General features: G+C 68.4%; 26 protein-coding genes. 13 read left to right on the top strand and 13 right to left on the bottom strand.

What is annotated here, in order from left to right; all coding sequences use genetic code 11:
- Positions 1 to 241: 241 nt before the first annotated feature.
- Positions 242 to 1258, bottom strand: a complete 1017-nt coding sequence (locus ACIIOY_RS03300) for a polyprenyl synthetase family protein (RefSeq protein WP_411033199.1) — start codon at positions 1256 to 1258, stop codon at positions 242 to 244.
- Positions 1259 to 1366: 108 nt separating this feature from the next.
- Here ACIIOY_RS03300 and ACIIOY_RS03295 point away from each other — a divergent pair, with 108 nt between their 5' ends.
- The 6 genes from ACIIOY_RS03295 to ACIIOY_RS03270 all read left to right on the top strand — a co-directional run bounded on the left by ACIIOY_RS03295 (position 1367) and on the right by ACIIOY_RS03270 (position 6125).
- Positions 1367 to 1600: a putative signal transducing protein gene (locus ACIIOY_RS03295; protein ID WP_411033198.1), complete on the top strand. Its 234-nt coding sequence runs from the start codon at positions 1367 to 1369 to the stop codon at positions 1598 to 1600.
- A 190-nt stretch (positions 1601 to 1790) separates the two neighbouring features.
- Positions 1791 to 2570, top strand: a complete 780-nt coding sequence (locus tag ACIIOY_RS03290; RefSeq protein ID WP_411033197.1) for a tRNA1(Val) (adenine(37)-N6)-methyltransferase — start codon at positions 1791 to 1793, stop codon at positions 2568 to 2570.
- 76 nt (positions 2571 to 2646) lie between these two features.
- Positions 2647 to 3522 carry a S49 family peptidase gene (locus ACIIOY_RS03285; RefSeq protein WP_411033196.1) on the top strand — a complete coding sequence of 292 codons (876 nt, stop codon included), beginning with the start codon at positions 2647 to 2649 and terminating at the stop codon, positions 3520 to 3522.
- An 81-nt stretch (positions 3523 to 3603) separates the two neighbouring features.
- Positions 3604 to 3795 (top strand): hypothetical protein, encoded by a 192-nt coding sequence (locus ACIIOY_RS03280; RefSeq protein WP_411033195.1) that lies wholly within the window; start codon positions 3604 to 3606, stop codon positions 3793 to 3795.
- 211 nt (positions 3796 to 4006) lie between these two features.
- A complete protein-coding gene (locus ACIIOY_RS03275) occupies positions 4007 to 5077 on the top strand; it encodes a dTDP-glucose 4,6-dehydratase (RefSeq protein WP_411033194.1) in 1071 nt (356 codons plus the stop codon).
- A 94-nt stretch (positions 5078 to 5171) separates the two neighbouring features.
- Positions 5172 to 6125, top strand: coding sequence for a glycine--tRNA ligase subunit alpha (locus ACIIOY_RS03270; protein ID WP_411033193.1), 954 nt, complete (start codon positions 5172 to 5174; stop codon positions 6123 to 6125).
- 13 nt (positions 6126 to 6138) lie between these two features.
- Here the strand turns inward: ACIIOY_RS03270 and ACIIOY_RS03265 are convergent, their stop codons facing one another.
- Positions 6139 to 6336: a hypothetical protein gene (locus ACIIOY_RS03265; protein ID WP_411033192.1), complete on the bottom strand. Its 198-nt coding sequence runs from the start codon at positions 6334 to 6336 to the stop codon at positions 6139 to 6141.
- Positions 6337 to 6498: 162 nt separating this feature from the next.
- Here ACIIOY_RS03265 and ACIIOY_RS03260 point away from each other — a divergent pair, with 162 nt between their 5' ends.
- Entirely contained in the window at positions 6499 to 7047 is a 549-nt protein-coding gene (locus ACIIOY_RS03260) for a LemA family protein (RefSeq protein ID WP_411033191.1), read from the top strand.
- Between the two features lie 14 nt (positions 7048 to 7061).
- Entirely contained in the window at positions 7062 to 8993 is a 1932-nt protein-coding gene (locus ACIIOY_RS03255; RefSeq protein WP_411033190.1) for a DUF2207 domain-containing protein, read from the top strand.
- 5 nt (positions 8994 to 8998) lie between these two features.
- Here the strand turns inward: ACIIOY_RS03255 and ACIIOY_RS03250 are convergent, their stop codons facing one another.
- A complete protein-coding gene (locus ACIIOY_RS03250) occupies positions 8999 to 10093 on the bottom strand; it encodes a glycoside hydrolase family 25 protein (protein WP_411033189.1) in 1095 nt (364 codons plus the stop codon).
- A gap of 166 nt (positions 10094 to 10259) precedes the next feature.
- On the opposite strand from ACIIOY_RS03250, the gene ACIIOY_RS03245 reads away from it, so the two are divergent.
- The 4 genes from ACIIOY_RS03245 to mcpU all read left to right on the top strand — a co-directional run bounded on the left by ACIIOY_RS03245 (position 10260) and on the right by mcpU (position 15879).
- Positions 10260 to 10781 carry a BA14K family protein gene (locus tag ACIIOY_RS03245; RefSeq protein ID WP_411033188.1) on the top strand — a complete coding sequence of 174 codons (522 nt, stop codon included), beginning with the start codon at positions 10260 to 10262 and terminating at the stop codon, positions 10779 to 10781.
- A 189-nt stretch (positions 10782 to 10970) separates the two neighbouring features.
- A complete protein-coding gene (locus tag ACIIOY_RS03240) occupies positions 10971 to 12743 on the top strand; it encodes an acyl-CoA dehydrogenase family protein (RefSeq protein ID WP_411033187.1) in 1773 nt (590 codons plus the stop codon).
- Positions 12744 to 12830: 87 nt separating this feature from the next.
- Complete coding sequence (locus tag ACIIOY_RS03235) at positions 12831 to 13586, top strand: crotonase/enoyl-CoA hydratase family protein (RefSeq protein WP_411033186.1); 756 nt, start codon at positions 12831 to 12833, stop codon at positions 13584 to 13586.
- Positions 13587 to 13788: 202 nt separating this feature from the next.
- Complete coding sequence (gene mcpU, locus ACIIOY_RS03230; protein ID WP_411033185.1) at positions 13789 to 15879, top strand: methyl-accepting chemotaxis protein McpU; 2091 nt, start codon at positions 13789 to 13791, stop codon at positions 15877 to 15879.
- Between the two features lie 181 nt (positions 15880 to 16060).
- Here mcpU and ACIIOY_RS03225 read toward each other — a convergent pair whose 3' ends face one another.
- From ACIIOY_RS03225 to ACIIOY_RS03180, 10 genes are all read right to left on the bottom strand, one after another.
- Entirely contained in the window at positions 16061 to 17311 is a 1251-nt protein-coding gene (locus ACIIOY_RS03225; protein WP_411033184.1) for a class I SAM-dependent RNA methyltransferase, read from the bottom strand.
- The gene (locus ACIIOY_RS03220) at positions 17308 to 18060 is read right to left on the bottom strand and encodes a TlyA family RNA methyltransferase (RefSeq protein ID WP_411033183.1); all 753 of its coding nucleotides are present in this window, start codon (positions 18058 to 18060) and stop codon (positions 17308 to 17310) included. The genes ACIIOY_RS03225 and ACIIOY_RS03220 overlap by 4 nt, the downstream gene beginning before the upstream one ends.
- Positions 18061 to 18141: 81 nt before the next feature.
- Positions 18142 to 20061, bottom strand: coding sequence for a 1-deoxy-D-xylulose-5-phosphate synthase (gene dxs, locus ACIIOY_RS03215; protein WP_411033182.1), 1920 nt, complete (start codon positions 20059 to 20061; stop codon positions 18142 to 18144).
- A 530-nt stretch (positions 20062 to 20591) separates the two neighbouring features.
- Positions 20592 to 20993, bottom strand: a complete 402-nt coding sequence (locus tag ACIIOY_RS03210; RefSeq protein ID WP_411033181.1) for a DUF1801 domain-containing protein — start codon at positions 20991 to 20993, stop codon at positions 20592 to 20594.
- 102 nt (positions 20994 to 21095) lie between these two features.
- Positions 21096 to 22019, bottom strand: a complete 924-nt coding sequence (locus ACIIOY_RS03205; RefSeq protein WP_411033180.1) for a pirin family protein — start codon at positions 22017 to 22019, stop codon at positions 21096 to 21098.
- A gap of 124 nt (positions 22020 to 22143) precedes the next feature.
- Positions 22144 to 22416, bottom strand: a complete 273-nt coding sequence (locus tag ACIIOY_RS03200; RefSeq protein WP_411033179.1) for a HepT-like ribonuclease domain-containing protein — start codon at positions 22414 to 22416, stop codon at positions 22144 to 22146.
- A gap of 60 nt (positions 22417 to 22476) precedes the next feature.
- A complete protein-coding gene (locus ACIIOY_RS03195; RefSeq protein WP_411033178.1) occupies positions 22477 to 22785 on the bottom strand; it encodes a nucleotidyltransferase family protein in 309 nt (102 codons plus the stop codon).
- Between the two features lie 38 nt (positions 22786 to 22823).
- Positions 22824 to 23078, bottom strand: a complete 255-nt coding sequence (locus ACIIOY_RS03190; RefSeq protein WP_411033177.1) for an exodeoxyribonuclease VII small subunit — start codon at positions 23076 to 23078, stop codon at positions 22824 to 22826.
- A 2-nt stretch (positions 23079 to 23080) separates the two neighbouring features.
- Positions 23081 to 24007, bottom strand: a complete 927-nt coding sequence (locus ACIIOY_RS03185) for a histone deacetylase family protein (RefSeq protein ID WP_411033176.1) — start codon at positions 24005 to 24007, stop codon at positions 23081 to 23083.
- Between the two features lie 70 nt (positions 24008 to 24077).
- Positions 24078 to 25028: a zinc-dependent alcohol dehydrogenase family protein gene (locus tag ACIIOY_RS03180; RefSeq protein WP_411033175.1), complete on the bottom strand. Its 951-nt coding sequence runs from the start codon at positions 25026 to 25028 to the stop codon at positions 24078 to 24080.
- Between the two features lie 21 nt (positions 25029 to 25049).
- On the opposite strand from ACIIOY_RS03180, the gene ACIIOY_RS03175 reads away from it, so the two are divergent.
- The gene (locus ACIIOY_RS03175; RefSeq protein ID WP_411033174.1) at positions 25050 to 25451 is read left to right on the top strand and encodes an acyl-CoA thioesterase; all 402 of its coding nucleotides are present in this window, start codon (positions 25050 to 25052) and stop codon (positions 25449 to 25451) included.
- Positions 25452 to 25458 lie beyond the last annotated feature (7 nt).

Below are 25458 nucleotides of genomic sequence, written 5' to 3'. Positions count from 1 at the left end.
TCACGGACTCATGACGGCAGAGAATGGCTTTTTTGGCGCGGTGCGGCAAGAAAATCCTGCCGGCTCGATTCGGCCGGCCGGGTGGAACGGCACGCCGGCACATAGAAGTGCCGAACGTGGTCGCTCGCAAGCGCCACAAAAAGGCGGCCGTTCCGGAAAGCATGTCACCACCGACCCCTCGGGGAGCGTCAACCGTTCTTCGGGGTGCGATGCCGGCGCCGAAGGCGCGCGTCCTCGCAGGTCAGCTGACGCGGGAAATGCAGAAATCGATGACTTCGAGCAGCGCGTTCTTCCAGGGCGTCGCCGGCAGCGGGGCGAGCGCATCGCGGGCGATCATGCCGTAATGCTGCGCGCGGGCGATCGTGTCGGTGAGGCCGCCGTAGCGGGAAATGAGGCCGAGCGCGCGCTCGAGATTGGCGTCGTCGCTCTTTCCGCCCTCGATGGCCTCCCGCCAGAAGGCGCGGTCCTCCGCCGTGCCGCGGCGCCAGGCGAGGATGACCGGCAGCGTGATCTTGCCCTCGCGGAAATCGTCGCCGGTGTTCTTGCCGAGATCGGCCGCCTTGCCGCCGTAGTCCAGCGCGTCGTCGACGAGCTGGAAGGCGAGGCCGAGGTTCATGCCGTAGGATTTCAGCGCGTTGCGCTCCGCCCTGCCGGTATTGGCGATGATCGGGCCGACTTCCGCGGCGGCCGCGAAGAGCGCCGCCGTCTTGGCGCGGATGACCTGGAGGTAGTCGTCCTCGGTCGTCTCCATGTTCTTGGCGACGGAGAGCTGGAGCACCTCGCCTTCCGCGATCACGGTGGCTGCGGTCGAGAGCACGTCGAGCGCCTCCAGCGAGCCGACCTCGACCATCATCTTGAAGGCCTGGCCGAGCAGGAAGTCGCCGACGAGCACGCTCGCCTGGTTGCCCCAGATCATGCGCGCGGTGGACTTGCCGCGGCGCATGTCGCTCTCGTCCACCACGTCGTCGTGCAGCAGCGTCGCCGTGTGCATGAACTCGACGCTGGTGGCGAGCTTGATGTGCTGGTCGCCGTCATAGCCGAACATCGAGGCGGCCGCGAGCGTCAGCATGGGGCGCAGCCGCTTGCCGCCCGAGGAGATCAGGTGGTTGGCGACCTCCGGGATCATCTGCACGTCGGAACCGGCCTTCGACAGGATGAGCTGGTTCACCCGCTCCATGTCGGCTTTCGTGAGGTCCACGAGCGGCTTCACCGATGCCTGTTTGTTTTTGCCTTCTTCAAGCGGTATCACGACGCCCAAATGCCCGGACTCCTGTTCATTTTTGTTGAAAGACAATAGAAAGCGGGGCCTTCTGCGGCAAGAGGCGAATTGTCCCGCCTTCGGAATAATGGCTGGAAAAGGACCGGAATGATCGAGCTGATCCGCACCAACGACGCCGTGCTGCTCTCCTTCGCGCAGAGCCTGATGAAGGAGGCGGGAATCCACTGCCTGATCGCCGACGAGGGCATGAGCATCCTCGAAGGCTCCCTCGGCATGCTGCCGCGCCGCTTCCTGGTGGAGGGCGACCGGGAGGACGAGGCGCGGCGGATCCTCAGCGATGCGGGGCTGGCCGCGGAGCTGCGGCCGTTAGGGAAGCGGTGATGCCGGGGAAGGCGGCGCGGCGGACGCCTTTCTCCCCCCTTGCGGGAAAGATGCCGGCAGCGCCGGCAGAGGGGGGTGGTCCGGCACCCGCATCGGTATCGATCCGGCCTCGGCATCCGGCGCGCCACCCCTTTCTGCCAGCTCCGCAAGGGGGCAGAGGGGTGCCTGCCGTTCCGGGGGCCGTCCGCCCATGACCGTCACCGAAACCGTCGACGCCTTCCATTACGGCCGCTTCCACCTCGTCCAGCCGAAGGGCATCGGCCACCGCTCGGGCATGGACGCCATGCTGCTCGCCGCGCTGGTGACCGGCGAGGGGCCGATGCGCGTGGCCGATCTCGGCGCCGGGGCGGGCGCCGCCGGCCTTGCCGTCGCCGCGCGCATCGAAAGAGCCGAGGTGCTGCTGGTCGAGCGCTCGCCGCTGATGGTGGGTTTCGCCCGCAAGACGCTGGCGCTGGCCTCCAATGCGGCTTTCGCCCCGCGCGTCTCGGTGCTGGAGGCGGACGTGTCGCTCTCCGGCAAGGCGCGCATCGCGGCCGGGCTGGCGGACGACGCCTACGACCACGTCATCATGAACCCGCCCTTCAACGACCGCATCGACAGCCGCACGCCGGACGCGCTGAAGGCCGAGGCCCATGCGATGGAGCACGACCTTTTCGAGCGCTGGATCAAGACGGCCGGCGCCATCATGAAGCCGGGCGGACAGCTCTCGCTGATCGCCCGCCCGCAATCGATCGCCGAGATCATCGCCGCCTGCGGCCGCCGTTTCGGCGGCATCGAGATCACGCCGCTTCACGCCCGCGCCGGGGAAACGGCCCTGCGCATCCTGGTGACCGCCGTCAAGGGCTCGCGCACCAAGCTTGCCCTGCGCATGCCGCTTGTCATGCACGAGCCCGGCCAGCACGGCTTCACCCCCTTCGTCAACGACCTCAACAACGGCCTGGCGAGCTATCCGCGCCTGCCGAAAACCTGAATTTTCAGCGCCGCCATTGCGTTTTCGCCGCCCGTGCATACATCTGCCGGGCAACCGAACAGGAGACAGGATCGCGATGGCCGGATTTTTGAGGAGGCTGGTGCCGAAGAGGTTCCGCAAGGAGGGTGTCGCGATCCCGGTCGTCCGGCTGCACGGGGCGATCATGGCGAGCGGCAGCCAGTTCCGCCCGCCCCTCAACCTTGCCGCCGCCGCGCCGGCGCTGGAAAAGGCCTTCGCCTACAGGCAATCGCCCGCCGTCGCGATCTCCATCAACTCGCCCGGCGGCTCGCCGGTGCAGGCGCGGCTGATCTTCCAGCGCATCCGCGACCTCGCCGCGGAGGAGGGCAAGCACGTCCTCGTCTTCGTCGAGGACGTCGCGGCCTCGGGCGGCTACATGATCGCGCTCGCCGGCGACGAGATCTTCGCCGATCCGACCTCGATCGTCGGCTCCATCGGCGTCGTCTCGGGCGGATTCGGCTTTCCGGAAATGCTGAAGAAGATCGGCGTCGAGCGGCGCGTCTATACGGCGGGCGCCAACAAGGCGATCCTCGACCCGTTCCAGCCCGAGCGCGCGCACGAGATCGAATATCTGAAATCCCTCCAGCTGGAAATCCACGAGGTCTTCATCGACATGGTGAAGACGCGCCGCGGGGCCAAGCTTTCGGACGACCCGGACCTCTTCTCCGGCCTGTTCTGGACGGGCGCGCGCGGCCGCGCGCTCGGCCTCGTCGACGGGCTTTCCGACATGCGCTCGGAGCTGAAACGGCGCTACGGGCCGAAGACGCGGCTGGAGCTCGTCTCGGCGCCCAAGGGGCTGTTCGGCCGCAGGACGCCGGGCGTCGGAGGGCTTTCCGCGGACATGGCGGAGCGTATAGGCTCTGCCGGCGTGGCGGCCGTGGCCGACCTTGCGGAGGAAAAGGCGCTGTGGGGCCGCTTCGGCCTGTCCGGATAGGGCGGCAGCCGTCCCGGCAAGGCGTGCGGCGGCGTTGCGTCCGGAACTGCGAAAGAACAACGAAAACAAAGGGGAGGGGCGATGGCCCAGATCATCTTTCTGCTTCTCGTCGTCGGGCTTGCCTGGTTCGGCTACCGCAAGTTCGTGGCGGATGCCGAGCGGCTGAGCCGCCTGCGCAGGCGCTCCGAGGAGGAACGCCGCACCGGGGCCGACGGCACGCTGATCAAGGATCCCGAAACCGGCGAGTATCGCCTGCGCCGCGACGACGAGTAGCGTTGCGGCACGGTTGCGTGCTGTCGCGGGAGCGCCGGAAAGGCCCCCGCCGTGCCGAGGCGGCACATTAACCACGCCCCGTAAGGTTAACGCCGCATTTCTTCGTTTGCATTGCACGGCCCGCGTTGCGCCCGCGCGCAGGAGGGCCGATCTGTGAGGCGAGGGCCGCATGAGGCGGTCCGCGATGCATCCGCAGGGAACGGAGGAAACCATGGCCTCGCTCGACCTCGACCGGATTCGCACCATCGTCGTGACGGGCGGTGCGGGCTTCGTCGGCTCGCACATCGTCGACGATCTCTTGGCGCACTGCCCGAACGCCCGCATCCGCGTGCTCGATGCCTTCACCTATGCTGCCGACATGTCCCATCTCGACGCCGCCTTCCGCACGGGCCGCGTGACGATCCAGGAGGGCGACGTCGGCAATCTCGACCTCGTGACCGAGGTGCTGAAGGACGCCGACCTCGTCGTCCATGCGGCCGGCGAAAGCCATGTCGAGCGCGCCTTCGCCGTGCCGGAACGCTTCACGGTCGCCAATGCGCTCGGCACGCAGGTGCTCGTGGAGGCGATGGGCCGCCGCCGCGTGCCGCTGATGATCCATATCAGCTCGGCGGAGGTCTACGGCGCCGGCACGGGCCAGCCGATCGGCGAACGCGCGCCGCTCCTGCCGGACAATCCCTACGGCGCCTCCAAGGCGGCCGCCGAAATGCTGATCGCCGGCCTCGCCCGCTCCTTCGACCTCGACATCCGCGTGCTGCGGCCGGTCAACATCGTCGGCACGCGCCAGAACACGGAGAAGCTGCTGCCGCGCTTCCTGGAGATGGCGACCGTCGGCAGGGCGCTGCCGGTGCACGGCGACGGCACGCAGACGCGCGCCTTCGTCACGATGGCGGATTTCTGCGCCGCGCTGCGCGCGGTCGTCACGCGCGGGGCGGAAAACGCCGCCTACAACGTGGCCGGCGACGAGGTGCACGACATCCTGTCCGTCGCCCGCATGGTCCTCGATGCCGTGCAGGACCCCGTCGCCGGCGTGACCTTAACCGGCGGCCGGCCGGGCAATGCCAGCCGCTCGCCGCTCGATACGGCGGCGCTGAAGGCGCTCGGCTGGCAGGCGGCGGGCACGCTCCGCCGCGCGCTGCCGGCGCTTGCGGCCTGGTACGGCGCCCGCGTGCCGGGCGGGGCGCGCCAGCGCGTCCGGCAGGTGCCGGACCTTGCGCCGCAGCGGGTTCAGGCCGTCACCCAGGCGGCCGGCTCCGGCCTCTTCCGCTCGCTCGAACGGCATTGAGAGCGTTTCGGCCGGAAGGCCGAAACCCTTGACCCTTCAAGCGCATCGTGGCACCAGTCCGCCAGCTTTTCAAAAGAATGCCCGGATCGACGCGATGACCTCTGCCCTGCCTGACCACATGCACCCGACCCGCTCCTTCCAGGGGCTGATCCTGACGCTGCACAACTACTGGGCGGACAAGGGCTGCGCCGTGCTCCAGCCCTACGACATGGAAGTGGGCGCCGGCACGTTCCACCCGGCGACGACGCTGCGCGCGCTCGGGCCGAAACCGTGGCGCGCCGCCTACGTCCAGCCCTCGCGCCGGCCCTCGGACGGCCGCTACGGCGAGAACCCGAACCGGCTCCAGCACTATTACCAGTACCAGGTCATCCTGAAGCCGAACCCGTCGAACCTCCAGGAGCTCTACCTCGGCTCGCTCGCCGCCATCGGCCTCGATCCGCTGCTGCACGACGTGCGCTTCGTCGAGGACGACTGGGAAAGCCCGACGCTCGGCGCCTGGGGGCTCGGCTGGGAATGCTGGTGCGACGGCATGGAGGTCTCGCAGTTCACCTATTTCCAGCAGGTCTGCGGCATCGAGTGCGCGCCGGTTTCGGGCGAGCTGACCTACGGCCTCGAGCGCCTCGCCATGTACGTGCAGGGCGTCGACAACGTCTACGACCTCAACTTCAACGGCCGCGAGGGCGCGGAGAAGATCACCTACGGCGACGTCTTCCTCCAGGCGGAGCAGGAATATTCCCGCCACAACTTCGAATATGCCGACACCGCCATGCTGCACCGGCATTTCGTCGACGCGGAGAAGGAGTGCCAGGCGCTGCTCGCCGCCGGCGCGCCGGGCGATGCCAATGCGCTGCACAAATGCGTGCTGCCGGCCTACGACCAGTGCATCAAGGCGTCCCACGTCTTCAACCTGCTCGATGCGCGCGGCGTGATCTCCGTCACCGAGCGCCAGAGCTACATCCTGCGCGTGCGCACGCTGGCCAAGGCCTGCGGCGAGGCCTTCCTGCTGACGGACGCCGGCGGGGCGAACTGGACCCGGGACGCGGCCTGAGTGGGCAGCAGGATCAAGCCAGCGTCGTGACCTTCACGCCCAATTCCCACACCGGCTTCAGCGTCGGCATCGCGCCGGTCGGCAGCTGGCCGGCATAGGTCTGGAGGGCCCGGCGCACCCCCGTCGGACGCTCGACCGCGGCGCCCATCGTGTAGGCGAGCAAGAGGGCGGTGAAACCGAGGACGTTGATGGTGAGGGCGAGGGCTTTCATGACGGTTGCTTCAAGGTTCGTGTTGTCGATGAAGCGACTATCGGGCAAGCCGCGCGGCGGCGCGGTTCCCAAGGTTACAGGGGGCGGCAGGCAGAAGGGGCTTTCCAGCGCCGTTGCGGATGCTAAGCTCGCGCCTGACGCAGAACAGGAGCGGAGAACGTCATGATCGGTCTGGCAATCGCGGCGGTGGTCGTCATCTACGCCATCATCATCTACAACGGCCTCGTGCGCGCACGGCAGATGAAGGAGGAGGCCTGGTCCGGCATCGACGTGCAGCTGAAGCGCCGCGCCGACCTCATCCCCAACCTCATCGAGACCGTGAAGGGATATGCCAGCCACGAGAAGGAGACGCTGGAGAAGGTCGTCGAGCTGCGCAACCGCGCGCAGGCCGTGCCCGCCGGGGATGTCGCCGGCCGCGCCCAGGCGGAGGGCATGCTGAGCCAGGCGCTCGGCCGCCTCTTCGCCCTTGCCGAGGCCTATCCGGACCTCAAGGCCAACCAGAACTTCGCCGAGCTCCAGCAGACGCTGGAAACGATCGAAGGCGAGATCCAGATGTCGCGCCGCTACTACAACGGCGCGGCCCGCGACCTCAACGTGAAGGTGGAAAGCTTCCCGTCGAACCTCCTCGCCACCCTCTTCAAATTCGTCAAGGCGCCCTATTTCGAGATCGACGATCCGGCCGACAGGGCCGTGCCGACCGTGAAGTTCTAGGCCCGGGGTTCTCCATGACGCGCGTTGCCGCTCTCCTGACGCTGTGGCTCTGCCTTGTTGTCGGCGGCGCGGCGCGGGCGGAGGAATATTTCGACCGCTACCATTCCGACATCGCGCTGGCGAAGAACGGCACGCTGACGGTGACCGAGACGATCCGCGTCCATGCCGAGGGCAACCAGATCCGCCGCGGCATCTATCGCGATTTCCCGCTGACCTTCACCGATGCGCAAGGCCGCGAGCGCGAGGTCGGCTTCAAGATCGTGAGCGTGGAGCGCGACGGACGGGCCGAACCCTATCGCACGCAGAGCATCCGCCGCGGCATCCGCATCTATTTCGGCTCGGCCGACGTGCTGCTCGACCGCGGCTTCCACGAATACCGCCTGACCTACGAGACGAGCCGGCAGATCCGCTTCTTCGACACGCACGACGAGCTTTTCTGGAACGTCACCGGGACGGAATGGGCCTTTCCGATCCGCCGCGCGAGCGCCGCGGTGACCCTGCCCTCGGGCGTCAGCGCCGAGGAGCTCACCTACTTCACCGGCCCCTTCGGCGCGACCGAGAGGAACGCGCGGGCCGAGAACCGCGGCAACCGGGCGACGTTCGAGACGACGCGCGCGCTGGGCCCGCAGGAGGGGCTGACCATCGGCGTGAAAATGCCGGCCGGCAGCATCGACAAGCCCACGGCGGCGGAAGAGCGCGCCCTGTTCTTCAAGGACAACCGCGACCTGTTCCTCGCCTTCGGCGGACTGGTCCTCGTCGTCGGTTACTACCTCTGGGCCTGGCTCTCCGTCGGCCGCGATCCGCCGCGCGGTGTGGTCGTTCCGCGCTGGGACGCGCCGGAGGGCATGTCGCCGGCCCTCGTCAACTATATCGACGAGAAGGGGTTCGGCGGGCGCGGCTGGACGGCGATTTCGGCCTCCTTCCTGAATCTTGCGGTCAAGGGGCTGGTCGAATTGCAGGATCTCAGGAAATCGATCGTCGTCACCCGCACGGAAAAGCCGGCGGGGGCGGATCTGCCGACCGGCGAGAAGGTGCTCGTCGGCGCGCTCGGCCCCGCCGGGTCGAGCCTTGCCATCGAGAAGTCCAACGGCAAGCGCGTCCAGCGGCTCGGCGCCGATTTCCGCGATGCGATGGAGAAGGAGCACCGGCGGAAATACTACCTCGCCAACTGGCCGCAGGTGATCGGCGGCATCCTGCTTTCGCTCGCCTGCCTGGCGGCCCTGCTGTTCTTCGGCTCGCTGCCGGAGGAGGGCATCGTGCTCGTCATCCTGCCCGTCTTCGCCTCGGTCTTCGTGTCGGTCTTCGCGGTGGCGCTCGGGCAGAACTTCCGGCGGGCGAAATCGCTCGGCGCGCGCATCTTGGCCGTCGCGATCATCGCCTTCGCGGGCTTCGTTTTCGTCAGCGTCTTCGGCGGCGTCGCCGTCGCGCTCTTTGCGGCCAGCGATGCGGCCGGCCACCTGCCGCTCTTCGCCGCGGTCGGCGGCATCGTCGTCGCCAACCTCGTCTTCTTCTTCCTGATGGGCGCGCCGACGCCGCTCGGCCGCAAGATGATGGACGGCATCGAGGGCCTGCGCCAGTACCTGACGCTGGCGGAAAAGGACCGGATGAACATGGCCGGCGCGCCGGAAATGTCGCCGCGCCATTTCGAGACGCTGCTGCCCTATGCCGTGGCGCTCGGCGTGGAGAAGCCCTGGTCGGAAACATTCGACCGCTGGCTTGCCGCCGCCGTGGCGGCCGGCGCAGCCGCCTACCAGCCTGCCTGGTATCACGGCGACAGCTTCTCCTCCGGCGGCTTCTCCGATCGCATGGGCGGCTTTGCCGGCTCCATGGCCAGCACGATGACGTCGTCGCTGCCCGACCCGCCGAGAAGCTCGTCCTCCGGCTTCTCCTCCGGCGGCGGCTCGTCCGGCGGCGGAGGTGGCGGCGGTGGCGGAGGCGGCTGGTAGGCCGCTCAGAAGTCCTGGTAGTTGAGCGGCGTGATCTCGACCACGCGGCGGCCGGGCGTGACCGTCACCGTGCCCGCCGCCTTAAGGCCGGCCTCCGCCTCGGCGGCAACGCCGACGGGGAAGGAGGCGAGCGTGCCGGAAGCGAGCGTGACGGCGCCCGTCGTCTGCGCTTCGGCGCCGGCCGAGGCGGATGCTTCCGCCTTCGCCTTCAACGTGCCGGCGGCGGGGATGGAGGCGGTGAGGATCTCGTCCACCGGCTCGAAGGGCTTTTCCGGCAGGAGGCTGCCGAAGGCCCAGACCTTCCTGAGCTCGGCCTTCGTCATCGGCGCGACGTTGACGTCGATGTCGTTGTGCGCGCCCTTGACGCGGTAGGGGCAGCGCCGCTTCGAGCAGTTGACGGCGGCGGAGAACTGCCAGAGCGCGTAATTCTCCCAGTTGCCCATCGGGAAGCTGCCCGTGATGCCCGGCCTGTAGCGGGCATACCAGAGCGGCAGGCGCGAGAGGATGCGGTACTTGTCGCGGTTGTCGGCGATGTGGCGGGCGGTGACGTGGTTGGTGTAGAGCACCGGATAGCGGCCGGTGCGCGTCCTGATGTGGCCGGCGAAGACCTGCGCATCGGCAAGCGACATGTATTTGTTCGGATCGATGCCCTCGATGTCCAGCACCATCATCTCGTCGTCCTGCGGATTGGCGTAGTCGAGGAAATGGTTCGCCTGGTCGACCGGGTTGCCGGGGCGGGCGAGATGGTAGGCGCCCCACAGCAGGCCCTTCGAGCGGGCGAGAAGCCGGCGCGTCTCGTAGAGTTCGCGGCTCACCGCATACTTGCGCCACATGGTCTTGCAGTGCGCGACGGTGTCGCCGCCGTGGTCGCCCTTGCAGCTGTAGCTCTCCGGCAGCCCGTCGGAAGCCTTCGAGATGAAGCCGGCGATGCGCTTGTCGGAGAGCATTTGCGACCAGTCGATCTCGTTGAGCTCGTAGGCGTCGATGACGATGGCGTTTTCCGGCTTCTTCCACGGTTCCACGTCGGCCGCCTTGGCCGGAAGGAAAAGGGCCGCCGACAGGAGAAGGGCGGCGAGGCCGGAAAGCTGCTTCGGGTTCATGGACGCTCCTTCGCGAATCGCTGGTCCTCCGCAAGCGGCGATGGTGGGGCAGACGTGGTTAACGAAGGGCTAATGCACGCATGCGGAACAATGGGGCCGGGTGCGCGTTTTTCTGGAAAATCGCCCCTCGGCCCAAGGCCGGGGCGACCGATCCGGGAGAAGTGTCATGAGACTCACAAGCAAATGCCTTGCCGTCGCGCTCTCGGCGCTGTTTGCCGCAACGCCTGCGGTGCCTGCCGGCGCGATGCCGCTGCCGGTCGCCAAGGTGCAGCCGGTCGAAGCGGCAACCGATGTGCTGCGCGTCGATCATCGCCCGTATGTCCGCCGTCACTGGCGCGGGCACCGGCACTGGCGCCATCATGAAGGGCGCCGCTGGCACGGCCATCGCGCGTACCGCGACTGGTATGGCGGCCGCCCGAGTTATCGCCACGGCTGGTACGGTGGCCGGCCCGGTTATCGCTACGGCCATCGCCGCTACCGTCACCGCGACAATTCCTGGGTGCCGTTGGCCATCATGGGCATGGGCGCCGCCATGATGGGCAGCGCCATCGCCAACGACCGCGCCTATGCCGGCGGCGGCTCGCATGTGCAGTGGTGCGCGAACCGCTATCGTTCCTACCGGGCCTACGACAACACGTTCCAGCCCTATAACGGCCCGCGCCGCCAGTGCTATTCGCCCTATCGCTGAGGGCTGATCTCAAAGTGCCGGACGGTCCCCCGGCACGGGAAACAGGCTGACCGGTCCACCAACCGGCCAGCCTGTTTCCTTTTGGAAGGGCGCCGGCAAACGTTGACGTTTACGTAAAAATCAATAATCTGCCTGCCAGCAGATTGTCCCTCCCGGTTCCGGGGGAGGGCGCACGGGAGGAGGATAGTCATGTACAAGGCGCCGGTCGAGGAGATTGCGTTCACGCTGAAACACGTGGCGGGGCTGGCGCCCGCGCTGGAAAGCGGCCGTCTCGGCGACCTGACGGACGACCTCGTCGATGCCATCCTGTCCGAAGCCGGCCGCTTCGCCACCGAGGAGGTCGCCCCGCTCGCCGAGATCGGCGACAGGCAGGGCGCGCGCCTCGTCGACGGCAAGGTCCTGACGCCGGACGGCTGGCCGGCGCTCTACAAGGCCTGGGCGGAAGGCGGTTGGAACTCGCTGACGGCCTCGCCCGAATTCGGCGGGCAGGGCCTGCCGCACATGCTGCACGTCGCCGCGCTCGAAATGTGGAACAGCGGCTCGATGGCCTTCGCCATCGGCCCGACGCTGACGATCGGCGCCATCGAGGCGCTGACGGCGCACGGCTCGGATCACCTCAAGGCCACCTATCTGCCCAAGATGGTCTCGGGCGAATGGATGGGCTCGATGAACCTCACCGAGCCCCATGCCGGCTCGGACCTCGGGGTGATGAAGACCCGCGCCGAGCGCCGCGACGACGGCACCTACCGCCTCTTCGGCCAGAAGATCTTCATCACCTATGGCGAGCACGACTTCACCGACAACATCGTGCATCTGGTGCTCGCCCGCCTGCCGGATGCGCCGGCCGGCACGCGCGGCATCTCGCTCTTCCTCGTGCCGAAGTTCCTCGTCAATGAGGACGGTTCGCTGGGCGCGCGCAACGATGCCCACTGCCATTCGATCGAGCACAAGCTCGGCATCCACGGTTCGCCCACCTGCACGATGATCTACGGCGACGGCCGTTTCGGCGACGAGCCGGGCGCGGTCGGCTGGCTCGTCGGCGAGGAGAACCGGGGCCTCGCCTGCATGTTCACGATGATGAACAACGCGCGCCTCGCCGTCGGCATGCAGGGCGTGGCGATCGCCGAAGCCGCCACGCAGAAGGCCCTCGCCTATGCGAGGGAGCGCACGCAGGGCAGGGCGCCCGGCTGGCAGGGCTCCGGCATGAGCCCGATCATCGAGCACCCGGACGTCGCGCGCATGCTGCTGACCATGAAGGTGCTGACCCAGGGCGCGCGGGCCATCACCTATGCCTGCGCCCACGCCGTCGACATGAGCCATGGCGAGGACGCAACGCACTGGGCGGAGCGTGCGAGCCTCCTCACCCCCATCGCCAAGAGCTTCGCCACCGATGCCGGCGTCGACGTCTCCTCGCTCGGCGTGCAGGTGCACGGCGGCATGGGCTTCATCGAGGAGACGGGCGCGGCCCGCCTCTACCGCGACGCCCGCATCGCGCCGATCTACGAGGGCACGAACGGCATCCAGGCCATCGACCTCGTCACGCGCAAGCTGCCGCTCTCGGACGGCAACCATGTGCGCGGCTTCATCGCCGAGCTGCGCGATGTCGCCGCCAAGGCCGGCGCCGCCAACACGCCGGAACTCGGCGGGACCGGCGCCCGCCTGGAGGCGGCCATCGCCGACCTCGAAGCCGCCACCGAATGGCTGCTCGCCGCGCTTGCCGAAGGAGGGCAGGCCGAGGCGCTCGCCGGGGCCACGCCCTACCAGCGCCTCTTCGGCCTCGTGCTGACCGGCGCCTATCTCGCCAAGGGCGCGCTCGCCGACGGCGGCGACGGCCGCAACGCCGAACGCGCCGCCCTCTGCCGCTTCGCCGCGGAAAATGTCATCGGGGAGACGGCCGCGCTCAGGGACCGCGTGGTTTCGGGCGCGCAGAGCCTGGAAGCGGCGCGCGTTGTGCTCGGTTGAGAATGGATTGCCCCTCACCCTAACCCTCTGCCTGCGGGCGGGGGGACGGTGCCGGCGGATGAGGGGCGGAGGCCCGAGGAGATGACAATGACCGACCACATCCTGATCGAACGCCCGGCAAGCGCCCCCGGCGTCCAGGTGATCCGCCTCAACCGCGCGGAAAAGAAGAACGCCATAACCCGCGCCATGTACCAGGCGATGACCGACGCGCTGAAGGCGGGCGATGCGGATGACGGCGTGCGCGCCACCGTGTTCCTCGGCTCGGAGGGCTGCTTTTCCGCCGGCAACGACCTCAACGACTTCATGGCCTTCGCCATGGGCGGCACGATGGGCCGCGAGGTGATCGATTTCCTCCATGCGCTCGCCGCGCACACGAGGCCCCTCGTTTCCGGCGTCGACGGCCTTGCCATCGGCATCGGCACGACGATCCATCTGCACTGCGACCTCACCTATGCCTCGACCCGCACGGAGTTCCGCACGCCCTTCGTCGACCTCGCCCTGGTGCCGGAAGCGGCCTCCAGCCTGCTTGCACCGCGCCTGATGGGCCACCAGCGCGCCTTCGCGCTGCTCGCCGCGGGCGAGGGCTTTTCCGCGGCCGCCGCGCGCGACGCGGGCCTCGTCTACGCCGTGGTCGAGCCCGCCCTGGTGCAGGAACAGGCGCTGGCCGCCGCCGCGCGCCTCGCCGCCAAGCCGCCGCGGGCGCTCGCGATCGCCCGCAACCTCATCCGCGGCGACAGGGCCGACGCCGCCGCGCGGATCGACGAGGAGGCGGGGCACTTCGCCGCGCAGCTGAAGAGCCCCGAGGCGCGCGCCGCCTTCGAGGCCTTCATGGCGCGGCGCTGAGCGCAACCGTCTCCGGGGCCGCTTTGCTATTTGTGGTCCGTCAATTTTAACAGAGACTTAAACACGGTTTCCTATGGTGCGGCCATTCTCCGGCCTTGCCTGCCGGCGGCCGCATGATGTGGTTGTCTTTCGCCTTCCGGCATGTCGTACAGCCTTGCGCTCCCGCCGCCGCGGGCGCGCTCCCGAAGGAACATCGCCACCCATGTCCAAGCGTTCTAATCTCATGACGCGCATCCTCGTCGTCGCGTCCCTCGTCGTCATTGCCGCCTTCACCGGCTTCTCCCTCTATATCGACAGCCTGCAGCGCGGCGTGCTGACGAAGTCCGTCGAGGAGAGCATCGCGTCCTCCGGCAAGCAGGCCGCCCAGAGCATCGCCAACTGGCTGAACGCCCGCGTGGCCCTGACCGAGATGGCCGCCAACGCCGCCGGCAAGGCGGCCGGCCCGGCCGGCATCGAGGCCGTGCTGCAGAACGACGTGCTGGTCGGCGAGTTCATGACCACCTATGTCGGCGACGAGGCGGGCGTCTTCACCTTGTGGCCCAAGTCGGACATGCCGGAGGGCTACGATCCGCGCCAGCGCCCCTGGTATCAGGATGCCGTCAAGGCGGACGGCAGCGTGCTGACCGAGCCCTATATCGACGCCTCCACCAATGATCTCATCATCAGCGCCGCCACGCCGGTCAAGCGCGACGGTGCGCTCGTCGGCGTCGCCGGCAGCGACTTCTCCCTGAAGTCGCTGGTCGACATGGTCGATTCGGTCGATCTCGGCGGCGCGGGTTTCGCCTTCCTCGTCAGCAGGAGCGGCCAGATCCTCGTGCACCAGGACAAGGCGCTCGTCACCAAGACGCTCGCCGACGCCTTCCCGGGCGCCACGCCCGCCATCGGCGGCGGCATCGCGCACACGACCTATGCCGGCAGGCCGGTGCTCGTCTCCTTCGTGCCGGTCACGGGCCTGCCCTCGGTGGAATGGTATCTCGGCTTCACCATCGACAGCGGCGTGGCCTATGCGGCGATCGACCGGTTCCGCATCGCCGCGACGATCGCGACCGTGCTTGCCGTCGTCGTCATGATGGGCTTCCTCGCCACCGTCCTGTCGCGCCTCGTCGTGCGCCCGGTCAAGGAGATGACCGCCGCCATGGACAGGCTCGCCTCGGGGGACGTCGCTGCCGGGATCCCCGGCGAGGAGCGCAAGGACGAGATCGGCCGCATGGCCGCGGCCGTCGCCGTCTTCCGCGGCAATGCCATCGAGCGCGCGCGCCTGGAAAACGCCGCCGAGGAGGGCCGGGTGCTCTCGGAGGCCGAGCGCCGCGAGCGCGAGGCCGCCAAGGCACGCGAGGCCGCGGAAATCCAGCATGCCGTCGAGGCGCTGGCGGACGGCCTCGGTCGCCTCGCCGATGGCGATCTCGCCCACCGCATCGAAACGCCCTTCGCCGGCCATCTCGACCGCCTGCGCACCGACTTCAACCATTCCGTCGCCAGGCTGCACACGGCGATGGCCACGGTCGGGCAGAACGCCCGCGCCATCGACGCCGGCGCCTCGGAGATCCGCGCGGCGGCCGACGACCTCGCGCGCCGTACGGAGCAGCAGGCCGCCTCCGTCGAGGAGACCGCCGCGGCGCTGGAGGAGATCACCACCACGGTCAAGGATTCGACCCGCCGGGCCGAGGAAGTCGGCTCGCTCGTCTCGCGCACCCGCGCCGGAGCGGAGAAGTCGGGCGAGGTCGTGCGCCGCGCCGTCTCGGCCATGCAGGGCATCGAAAAATCCTCGCACGAGATTTCCAACATCATCGGCGTCATCGACGACATCGCCTTCCAGACCAACCTTCTGGCGCTCAACGCCGGCGTGGAAGCGGCGCGCGCCGGCGAGGCGGGCAAGGGCTTTGCGGTCGTGGCGCAGGAGGTGCGCGAGCTCGCCCAGCGCTCGGCAAACGCCGCCAAGGAGATCAAGGCGCTCATCACCGCCTCGGGCGAGCAGGTCCGCTCCGGCGTGGCGCTGGTCGACGAGACGGGCGCCGCGCTCGAAGCCATCGTGCGCGAGGTGCAGGAGATAAACGGCCACGTCAACGCCATCGTGACGGCCGCCCGCGAGCAGTCGACCGGCCTCCAGGAGATCAACACCGCCGTCAACACGATGGACCAGGGCACGCAGCAGAACGCCGCGATGGTGGAGGAGCAGACCGCCGCCAGCCACGGCCTCGCCGCCGAGGCCGCCGCGCTCAACGCGCTGCTCGCCCAGTTCAAGCTCGGCACCGAAACGGCCGCCTACGCCCGGGCGCCGCGCCGGGCGGCCTGACAGCGCAAAACCCGATCAACCCTGCGCCGGTCCCGGATTCCTCATCCGGGGCCGCGTTGTCATGCCCAGGCGAATGCCGGGGCTCGAGGATACCGAGCTGGAGATTTCCCGCGCACGGGAGTTGCCGCTTCGTCCCGATGGCGTTCTAAATCCCTGGGACGAGCGCACCTGACGCGCCTTCCTACCTCTCAAGCACCGCCACCGCCTCTACATGGGCCGACCAGAGGAACTGGTCTATCGGCGTGACGAGCCGGATGCGGTAGCCGGCAGCGGTCAGGATCGAAAGGTCGCGCGCCATGCTGACGGGATTGCAGGAGACGGCGACGACGGTCTTCACGCCGGAGCGGGCGAGTTCCCTGCACTGGTCCTCGGCGCCCGCGCGCGGCGGGTCGAAGACCACGGCGTCGTAGGCTTTCAGCTCCGAGGCCATCAGCGGGCGGCGGAAGAGGTCGCGCTTCTCCACCGTCACGGGCTTCAGGCCCTGCGTGTTGCGCGCGGCCTCGTCCAGCGCCTTCAGCGCCTTCTCCTCGCCCTCCACCGCATGGACCTTCGCTCTGCGCGCGATGCGCAGCGCGAAGGTGCCGGAGCCGGAAAAGAGGTCGGCCACCCGCTTGGCCTTGCCGAGCGCGGCGAGCACCAGCTCGGCCATGGCGTCCTCGGCGGGCTTGGTCGCCTGCGTGAAGCCGCCGGCGGGCGGCGAGACGCGTACGCCGCCGAAATCGATCTGCGGCTTCTGCGGCTCGATGAGGATTTCCCCGTCGCTGGAAACGCGGGCGATGCCGCGCAGCGCGAGGATGCATTCGGTGACGGCGCGCCGCTCCCGGTTTCCCACCTTCTTCACGCCCTCGAAGGCGAGGTCGAGGCCGGAGAGGGTTTCGAGCACCGTCACGCGGAAAGGCTCGCTCGACGTCGCGATCGCCGTGGCGACCCGGCGGATCGCGTCCAGCCGCGAAACGATGCCGTCGCTGCTGATGGGACAGTGGTCGATGGCGACGATGTGGTGGCTGCCGGCCTGGTTGAAGCCGAGCAGGATGCCCTTCTCCGTCTTGCGCGCGGTGAAGACGACGCGCCGGCGCTCGCCCGGCCGGGCGATGACGAGCGGCGCCACGTCCTGCGTAAGGCCCTTCGCCTTGAGGGCATTGACGACGAGGCTTCGCTTGAAGGCGTGGTAGAGTGCGTCGCCGGCGTGCTGCAGCGTGCAGCCGCCGCAGGTGCCGTTCCTGCCGTCCGGGCCGAAATGCACGCAGGGCGGCTCCACCCGCCCGGGCGAGGCGGCCGACATGGACATGACCGTGCCGTGGTTCTTCACCCGCGCGACCGCGACCGTCTCGCCGGGCAGGGTGAAGGGCACGTAGACCGGGCCGCCCGGTGCTTCGGCGACGCCGTCACCGCCTGCACCGAGCCGGGCGATGGTGAGCGTTTCGGTCGTCATGGCTTTCGTCCTGCGAGCAGGAATTCCACATTGCCGTCGCCGCCGGTGATGGGGGACGGCACGAGCCCGAGGCTTTCCCAGTCCATCTCCTCCGCAAGCCAGCGTTCCAGCCCGGCGGCGACCGCCGGGGCGCTTTCCGGGTCCTTCAGGAGCCCCGCCTTGCTGATCGCCTCGCGCCCCGCCTCGAACTGCGGCTTGACGAGGAGGACGCAGAAGGCGCCTGGCCCGGCGAGCGCGAGCGCCGGCGGCAGCGCGAGCTTCAGCGAGATGAAGGAGACGTCGGAGACGACGGCGCCGATCTTTCGCCCGTCGAGGTCGGCCCGGCCGAGCGCCCGCGCGTTCAGCCCCTCCAGGTTGGTGATGCGCGGATCGCGCCTGAGGCTCGGGTGGAGCTGGTCGTGGCCGACATCGACGGCGACGACATGGGCCGCGCCGCGTTCCAGCAGCACCTGCGTGAAGCCGCCGGTCGAGGCGCCAATGTCGAGGCAGTCGAGACCCTTGGGATCGAGCTGGAAACGGTCGAGCGCCGCGGTGAGCTTCAGCGCCGCGCGCGAGACGTAGGCCTGCGCCGGATCGTCGATCCCAAGGCTCACGGAGGCCGGGAAGCTGGCGCTCGGCTTGGTGACGACGCGGCCGTCCACGGTGACGGTGCCGCGCGCGATGGCATCGCGCGCCCGCGAGCGGCTGGCGACGAGGCCCGCGTTCATGAGGAGCTGGTCGAGGCGGATGGTTTCGTGGGAACGGGACATTCGCCTCTCATGACCTCTCGGGAGCAAAGAGGCAAGCCCCGCCGGCTTGCCGCGGGGGCGAGGAAGCGGGTCGCAGGCGGTTTACCCGGCCGCGCCGACGCCGACGGCCTTCTGGCCGAGCGCCTGGAAGACGGTGGAGACGATGCCGGCGCGGTCGAGGCCGGCCTTGGCGTACATCGCCTCGGGCTTGGCCTGCTCCATCCAGATGTCCGGCAGCGTCATGGGGCGCACCTTCAGGCCGTGGTCGATGAGGCCTTCCAGCGCCAGGAACTGTATGACATGGCTGCCGAAGCCGCCGATGGCGCCTTCCTCGATGGTGATCAGCACCTCGTGGTGGCGGGCGAGCTGGCGGATGAGGTCGTGGTCGAGGGGTTTTGCGAAACGCGCATCGGCGACCGTGGTGGAAAGCCCGGCCGCGTCGAGGTCTTCGGCCGCCAGCAGACATTCGGCAAGGCGCGTGCCGAAGGAGAGCAGGGCCACCTTGGAGCCCTGCTTGATCACCCGGCCCTTGCCGATCTTAAGGATTTCGCCGCGCGCCGGCATGTCGACGCCGACGCCCTCGCCGCGCGGATAGCGGAAGGAGATCGGGCCCTCGTCATAGGCGGCGGCGGTACGCACCATGTGCTTCAGCTCCGCCTCGTCGGCGGCGGCCATCACCACGAAGCCGGGGAGCGTCGCAAGATAGGTCGTGTCGAAGGAACCGGCGTGGGTCGGCCCGTCGGCGCCGACGAAGCCGGCGCGGTCGATGGGAAAGCGCACCGGCAGGCCCTGGATGGCGACGTCGTGCACCACCTGGTCGTAGCCGCGCTGCAGGAAGGTGGAGTAGAGCGCGCAGAACGGCTTGTAGCCCTCGGCGGCAAGACCGGCGGCGAAGGTCACCGCATGCTGCTCGGCGATGCCGACATCGAAGGTGCGGGAGGGATAGGCGGCGGCGAGCTTGTCGAGGCCGGTGCCGGAGGGCATGGCCGCCGTGATGCCGACGATCTTGTCGTCGAAGCCGGCTTCCTGCACCAGAGCCTCGGCGAAGACGGCGGTATAGGCGGGCGCATTGGGCTTGGCCTTCGCCTGCGCGCCGGTGATGACGTCGAAGGTGTTGACGCCGTGATACTTGTCGGCGGCCGCTTCCGCCGGCGGATAGCCCTTGCCCTTCTGCGTGACGACATGGATCAGCACCGGGCCCCTGGAATTGTCGCGCACGTTGCGCAGCACGGGCAGCAGGTGCTCGAAGGAATGGCCGTCGATCGGGCCGATATGGTAGAAGCCCATCTCCTCGAAGAGCGTGCCGCCGGTCACATAGCCGCGCGCGTGCTCGACGGCGCGGGTGATGGCGCGGTCGACCTTCTTGCCGAGATAGGCCGTCAGCTTCTTGCCGAGGTCGCGGAAGCCCATATAGGTGCGGCCGGAGGCGAGCCGCGCGAGATAGGCGCTCATCGCGCCGGTCGGCGGGGCGATCGACATGTCGTTGTCGTTGAGGATGACGATGAGGCGCGCATCGAGCGCGCCGGCATTGTTCAGCGCCTCGTAGGCCATGCCGGCCGACATGGCGCCGTCGCCGATGACGGCGATCACGTTGCGCTTTTCGCCGGAAAGGTCGGCCGCCACCGCCATGCCGAGGCCGGCGGAAATCGAGGTCGAGGAATGGGCGGCGCCGAAGGGATCGTATTCGCTCTCGGCCCGGCGGGTGAAGCCGGACAGGCCGTCTTCCTGGCGCAGCGTGCGGATGCGCCCGCGCCGGCCGGTGAGGATCTTGTGCGGGTAGCACTGGTGGCCGACGTCGAAGATCAGCCGGTCCTTCGGCGTGTCGAAGACCTTGTGGATGGCGATGGTGAGCTCCACCACGCCGAGGCCCGCGCCGAGGTGGCCGCCGGTGCGCGAGACGGCGTCGATCATCTCGGCGCGCAGTTCGGCGGCAAGCTGCGGCAGGTTGCGGTCGTCGACGGCCTTCAGGTCGGCCGGTATGCGGACCTTGTCGAGCAGGGGGGTGGCTGGCGTTTGTGTCACTCTCATGCCTCGTCTTTTCGTCCGCTTGCCTCGGGCCGCGTTGCGGAGCCCGATCCGGACATGCGGCCTCATATCGCGCTGGCCTGTCACATGCAGAATGCGGCGCGCGATTTCAACCGTTTCAGCAAGTCTAAGGGTCTGTACTTGATCAGGATGGGTGTTCTGCAAGCCGCATTTTGTGCCTGAGTAGGAGGAAAGGTGCAGGAAATGTGCTCCATTTTCAAACCTTTCCGACGCCCGCAGGCACAAAATGCGGCTTGCCCGATGGGTTGCCAGGGACGGGCCGCCTGATCACGAACAATGCTCGACAAGGCCTGTGGGCCTTGCCTTGCGCTTGTTCGCTTCCATTCAATCCCGTCCCTGGCAACAGAACACCCATTCTGATCAAGTACAGACCCTAGAGCGTATTTCGCCGGATTGATACTACGCAAACCGACGCATCGCCGCGTTCTGTCGGGCAATTGGGGCATTTTGCAGACGTCCGCCCGGCATGCGGCTTGCCTGCGATTCCCGCGGCGGGAGAGGGGGCGTCACTTCTTTTTCGCACGAGAAGGCCGGTTCAGGGCGACCGCCGCACGGATAAGCGCCTTCAGCGCCTCCTCGTTGATCGTTTCGCCCTCGCGAAAGTCGATCGCGCGGCGCGTGCTGCCCTCTAGGCTGGCATTGAAGAGGCCGGCAGGATCCTCGAGCGCGGCGCCCCTGGCGAAGGTCATCTTCACCGCCGACTTGTAGGTCTCGCCGGTGCAGATGATGCCGTCATGTTCCCAGACCGGGACGCCGCGCCATTTCCATTCCTCGACGATCTCCGGGTCTGCTTCTTTGACGAGCGCGCGCAACCGGGCGAGCGTTGCGCCGCGCCAGTCGGCAAGCTCCGCGATTTTCCTGTCGATCAGTTCGGAAGGCGATTCCGTGTCGCGCTTGGCCTCGTCCATGGCGTCCTCTCCGTTCGTCGCGTGCGTCCGCCGGTAAGCCGGCTGCCGGCAACCGCGAGAAATGGAGCATTTCCACGATTCGGGGAAAGGCAAAAGCCCTCGTCACCCCGCCGGCAGCGGCACGAACTCCTCCTCGTCGCCGGGCACGATGTCGAAGCGGCCGGTGCGCCATTCCTCCTTGGCCTGCTCGATCCGCTCCTTGGAGGAGGAGACGAAGTTCCACCAGATGTAGCGCTTCGAGGCGAGCGCGGCGCCGCCGAAGAGCATGATGTGACAGCCCTCGGGCCCTGCCTTCAGCGTGATCGCGTCGCCGGGCCGGAAGACGAGCAGCCGGTCGGCCTCGAACCGGTCGCCGGCCACGTCCAGCGTGCCGGAGAGCACGTAGACCGCGCGCTCCTCCCAGTCCGCCGCAAGCGGCGCAGAGGCGCCGGGCGCCAGCGCCAGGTCCGTGTAGAGCGTGTCCGTCGGAACGCTGACGGGCGAGGCATGGCCCTCGTAGCGGCCGATGATCGTGCGTCCGGTTATGCCGTCCGTGGAGAAGGCGGGAAGCTCCGCCTTCGTGGTGTGGGCGAAGACGGGCGCCATCTCCTCGTGGCTGTCGGGCAGCGCGAGCCATGTCTGGAGGCCGGAGATGGATTGCGGCCTGCCGCGCAGGTTCTCCGGCGAGCGCTCGGAATGCACGATGCCGCGCCCCGCCGTCATCAGGTTCACGTCGCCGGGCTCGATCACCATCTCGGTGCCGAGGCTGTCGCGGTGCTTGATATGACCGTCGAAGAGATAGGTGACGGTGGAAAGCCCGATATGCGGGTGCGGCTTGACGTCGATCGCCTCGCCGGCGCGCAGGAGCGCCGGCCCCATGCGGTCGAAGAAGATGAACGGGCCGACCAGCCGGCGCTTCGCCGTCGGAAGCGCGCGCCGCACCTCCAGCCCGCCGATGTCGCTGGTGCGCGGAATGATCAGCAGGTCCAGCGCATCGCACGCCGCCGCATCGCCGGCCTCCGGGTCCTTTCCGGGAAAGAAGCTCATTGCGCCCTCCTGTCGTTGGTTCGTGCCCGGCATGCTAGCGGGCGGCGAGGGGCGGGGATAGGGCAGCGGCTGTTGACGGTGTGGTCAGAATCTCAAACGTTGCCGCGGAAAGGCGGCTTTCCCGCTATTCTTCTTCCAACCGGGCGAGAACCTCGTGTGCCGCAACCGACAGGGGCTCCAGCTTGGTGGTGACGATGGCCCAAATAGCCTTGGGTTCCAACTGGTCGTAGGCGTGACGTATGGCGTTTCCAATCCCGCGGATGCCGCGCCAGTCCACGCCCGGCATCTGCTCCTCGGCAAAGCCGCCCAGCTTTATCGCGGCCTCGGATATTCTGAGAAGGCAGCGCTCGGTGGCATCCATTGTCCGGCGGTCGGCCAAGTACGCATGAAAATCCATGCCCACTCCCGGATAACGTCAATGTTCTCGATTATATCCGCAAGGCGTTTGCCGGGTCTTTTAGAAGGCAACGATCCGGTCCCGTTCAAGCTCGCGGCGCAGGCGTTCCTTTTGCACCGGCTCGGAAAGTATATCGACGCTCCGTCCGGTGATGTCTTCGATCCGCTCCCTGACGCTCTCCAGCGTGCTGAAATAGCCGAAGCCGGATTGAAAGATGCGGTCCTCCAGAGATACGGCGACGTCGATGTCCGATTCAGGGCCATCGTCTCCGCGTGCTACCGAACCGAAAAGCGACATATGCGTGATGCCGGCAGCCTCGAATTCGCTCCGGTGCTCCAGAAGCTTCGCGATGATCTCGTCCTTGGTCATGGCATCATTCTACCACGGCGCGAAAGGAGGGTCGAGGTTCACGCCCCGTCGAGCGGCTCGGTGCCCTGCGGCTTGCCGGCGCGGTCGAGGCGGATCTTCTCGATGCGGTTCTCGGCGGCCGAAAGCAGGGTTTCGCAGTGCTTCTTCAGCGCTTCGCCGCGTTCGTAGATCTCGATGGAGCGGTCGAGCGGCACGTCGCCGCGTTCGAGCGCTGCGACGATCTTCTCCAGCTCCTCGACGGCCTGCTCGAAGCTGAGGGCGGAGACGTCCGGGGCGGGGGCGGGGTTGCTCATGGTCAGCCTCTCATCAGGCGAAAGATATGGGTGGCGGCGGATTCGGCGAGTCCCTGCAGGTCGTAGCCGCCTTCCAGCAGGCTGACCACCCGGTTGTTCGCCGATTTTTCGGAAAGGTCCATCAGCTTGGCGGTCGCCCAGTCGAAATCGTCGGCGACGAGGTTGATCTGCGCCAGCGGATCGCGGTGGTGGGCGTCGAAGCCCGCCGAGATGATGATGAGGTCCGGCCTGAAATCGGCGACGCGCGGCAAGACGCGCGATCGGAAGGCCTCGCGGAAGTGGTCGCTGCCGGTGTCGGGCGAGAGCGGCGCGTTGACGATGTTGCCGGCACCCGTCTCGTCCTTCGCGCCGGTGCCCGGATAGAGCGGCATCTGGTGCGTCGAGCAGAAGAGCACGGACGGGTCGTCGTAGAAGATGTCCTGCGTGCCGTTGCCGTGATGCACGTCCCAGTCGACGATGGCGACGCGCTCGGCGCCGTGGGCCCTCTGGGCGTGGCGGGCGGCGATCGCGGCGTTGTTGAAGAAGCAGAACCCCATCGCCTTCGTCTTCTCGGCGTGGTGGCCCGGCGGGCGGGCGGCGACGAAGGCGTTGTCCGCCTTGCCGGAAAAGACCGCGTCGACCGCCGCGATCGCGCCGCCGATGCCCGTCAGCGCCGCCTGGAGGCTGGCGGGGCTGGCATAGGTGTCCGCCTCGAAGTGGTTGATGCCTTCCTCGGGGATCTCCGCCATGACGGCGCGCAGATGGCTTTCCGGATGGGCGAGCAGCACGAAGTCCTCGTTCGCCTGCGGCGCCTTCTCGCGCACGAGAGGCTGGAAGCGCTCGTGCTCCAGCGCGAGGTTCAGCGCCCGGATGCGGTCCGCCCGCTCCGGGTGGCCTTCCGGCGTCTGGTGATCGAGGAAGATCGGGTTCTCGAAGAGAAACGTCGTCATGGCCGCAAGCTACCCATTGCGATTGGCGAGGTCCACGGGAAATGGGCCGGCGCCGTCGCCTTTTCAACAGTCACGGCGCGATGAGCAGCTTTCCGCTGCGGGCCGGATCGTCCTGCCGGGCGAGCGCCGCGGGAAGATCGGAGAGGGGAAGGACGGCCTCGACGGCGGAACCGAGGAAGCCGGCGCGGATGCCCGCGAAACTCAGCGCGAAGGCCTCCGCGAGGGCGGCGCGCGAGGCCGAATGCACCCAGCTGCGCAGCCAGAGGAAGGAGAAGGCGACGTCGCCGCGGCGGCTGGCGACCAGCGCGGGATCGAGCTGCGCGCCGGAAAGGGCGCCGTACTGGATGAAAGCCCCGCCGGGCCGGATGGTCCGGAACAGCGCATCGCCCGGCGCGCCGCCGACGGCATCGAGCACCGCATCGAGCGGCGGCGCGGACCGGACGGCGATCTCGCCGGAAAAAACCTGCGCAAGCCGCACCGCCGTTCCGGCGCTGCGCACGAGGGCGACAGGGCGGAAACCGGCTTGCGCCAGCAGGACCAGCAGCATCCGGCCGATGGCGGAGGCAGCGGCCGTGACGCCGATCCGCTGGCCGGCGGCATCGCCGAAATGCGCCTTGGCGGCATCGACCAGCCGGAAGGCGGTCAGCGGATTGACATAGGCCATGGCGGCCTCATCGTCGGAAAGATCGTCGGGCACGGCGAAGCACCAGTCGGCCGGGCGGACGAGGTATTGCTGCCAGAGCCCGCTCGCGCCGACCGGCAGCACGCGCTGGCCGATGGAAAGGCCCGTCCCGCCCTCGCCGAGGCGCACGACCTCGCCCACGCCCTCGAAACCGGGCACGAAGGGCAGGGGCGTGCGGCTGCGGTAGGCGCCGGTGACGGGGATGAGGTCGGAGGGATTGATCGCCGCGCGGCGGATGCGGACCTCGATCTCTCCGGGGCCGGGCGCGGGGCGGCCGGCGTCTTCCAGGCGGATCACTTGCCGGGGATCGCCGAAGGCTCTAACAACGGCACGAAGCATGGTCTTACCCCGGGACGAGACGTGGAACAGGCGGCAGACATCACGGTCAGCGAGGTCCGGATACCCTTCCGCGATATAGACATGCACGGCCACATGCACAATGCCGCCTATTACGCCCATGCCGAGGCCGCCGTCGCCGGCCTCTGGCGCCACCGGCCGCGGGGAGAAAGCGATCCGGTCTACTTCGTCCGCAAGTCCGGCTGCACGTTCCACCGCGGCCTCAGGCTCGACGACATCGCCCGCTTCAAGGTCTCGGTCACGCGCATCGGCGCGACCTCGCTCAGCTTCGCGGTGGCGATTTCCTTCAAAGGCGCGGCGGTCGCCGACCTGGAGATCGTCTGGGTCGCCGTCGACCCCTCGAGCCGCCAGCCCGTCAACGTGCCGCAGCCGGTGCGCGACTGGCTGAAGCCTTTCCTCGCCTGAGGCAGCC

Source organism: Shinella agrisoli (assembly GCF_046557955.1).
Classification (GTDB): Bacteria; Pseudomonadota; Alphaproteobacteria; order Rhizobiales; family Rhizobiaceae; genus Shinella.
The sequence above is the reverse complement of the archived record's forward strand: the minus strand, read 5'-3'. Positions and strand labels throughout refer to the sequence as shown.

Bases quoted from the DNA above. Each gene is read 5' to 3' on its own strand.
- ACIIOY_RS03295 (WP_411033198.1), top strand. From the start codon at position 1,367: ATGATCGAGCTGATCCGCACCAACGACGCCGTGCTGCTCTCCTTCGCG.
- ACIIOY_RS03290 (WP_411033197.1), top strand. From the start codon at position 1,791: ATGACCGTCACCGAAACCGTCGACGCCTTCCATTACGGCCGCTTCCAC.
- ACIIOY_RS03285 (WP_411033196.1), top strand. From the start codon at position 2,647: ATGGCCGGATTTTTGAGGAGGCTGGTGCCGAAGAGGTTCCGCAAGGAG.
- ACIIOY_RS03280 (WP_411033195.1), top strand. From the start codon at position 3,604: ATGGCCCAGATCATCTTTCTGCTTCTCGTCGTCGGGCTTGCCTGGTTC.
- ACIIOY_RS03275 (WP_411033194.1), top strand. From the start codon at position 4,007: ATGGCCTCGCTCGACCTCGACCGGATTCGCACCATCGTCGTGACGGGC.
- ACIIOY_RS03270 (WP_411033193.1), top strand. From the start codon at position 5,172: ATGACCTCTGCCCTGCCTGACCACATGCACCCGACCCGCTCCTTCCAG.
- ACIIOY_RS03265 (WP_411033192.1), bottom strand. From the start codon at position 6,336: ATGAAAGCCCTCGCCCTCACCATCAACGTCCTCGGTTTCACCGCCCTC.
- ACIIOY_RS03260 (WP_411033191.1), top strand. From the start codon at position 6,499: ATGATCGGTCTGGCAATCGCGGCGGTGGTCGTCATCTACGCCATCATC.
- ACIIOY_RS03255 (WP_411033190.1), top strand. From the start codon at position 7,062: ATGACGCGCGTTGCCGCTCTCCTGACGCTGTGGCTCTGCCTTGTTGTC.
- ACIIOY_RS03250 (WP_411033189.1), bottom strand. From the start codon at position 10,093: ATGAACCCGAAGCAGCTTTCCGGCCTCGCCGCCCTTCTCCTGTCGGCG.
- ACIIOY_RS03245 (WP_411033188.1), top strand. From the start codon at position 10,260: ATGAGACTCACAAGCAAATGCCTTGCCGTCGCGCTCTCGGCGCTGTTT.
- ACIIOY_RS03240 (WP_411033187.1), top strand. From the start codon at position 10,971: ATGTACAAGGCGCCGGTCGAGGAGATTGCGTTCACGCTGAAACACGTG.
- ACIIOY_RS03235 (WP_411033186.1), top strand. From the start codon at position 12,831: ATGACCGACCACATCCTGATCGAACGCCCGGCAAGCGCCCCCGGCGTC.
- mcpU (WP_411033185.1), top strand. From the start codon at position 13,789: ATGTCCAAGCGTTCTAATCTCATGACGCGCATCCTCGTCGTCGCGTCC.
- ACIIOY_RS03225 (WP_411033184.1), bottom strand. From the start codon at position 17,311: ATGACGACCGAAACGCTCACCATCGCCCGGCTCGGTGCAGGCGGTGAC.
- ACIIOY_RS03220 (WP_411033183.1), bottom strand. From the start codon at position 18,060: ATGTCCCGTTCCCACGAAACCATCCGCCTCGACCAGCTCCTCATGAAC.
- ACIIOY_RS03210 (WP_411033181.1), bottom strand. From the start codon at position 20,993: ATGGACGAGGCCAAGCGCGACACGGAATCGCCTTCCGAACTGATCGAC.
- ACIIOY_RS03205 (WP_411033180.1), bottom strand. From the start codon at position 22,019: ATGAGCTTCTTTCCCGGAAAGGACCCGGAGGCCGGCGATGCGGCGGCG.
- ACIIOY_RS03200 (WP_411033179.1), bottom strand. From the start codon at position 22,416: ATGGATTTTCATGCGTACTTGGCCGACCGCCGGACAATGGATGCCACC.
- ACIIOY_RS03195 (WP_411033178.1), bottom strand. From the start codon at position 22,785: ATGACCAAGGACGAGATCATCGCGAAGCTTCTGGAGCACCGGAGCGAA.
- ACIIOY_RS03190 (WP_411033177.1), bottom strand. From the start codon at position 23,078: ATGAGCAACCCCGCCCCCGCCCCGGACGTCTCCGCCCTCAGCTTCGAG.
- ACIIOY_RS03185 (WP_411033176.1), bottom strand. From the start codon at position 24,007: ATGACGACGTTTCTCTTCGAGAACCCGATCTTCCTCGATCACCAGACG.
- ACIIOY_RS03180 (WP_411033175.1), bottom strand. From the start codon at position 25,028: ATGCTTCGTGCCGTTGTTAGAGCCTTCGGCGATCCCCGGCAAGTGATC.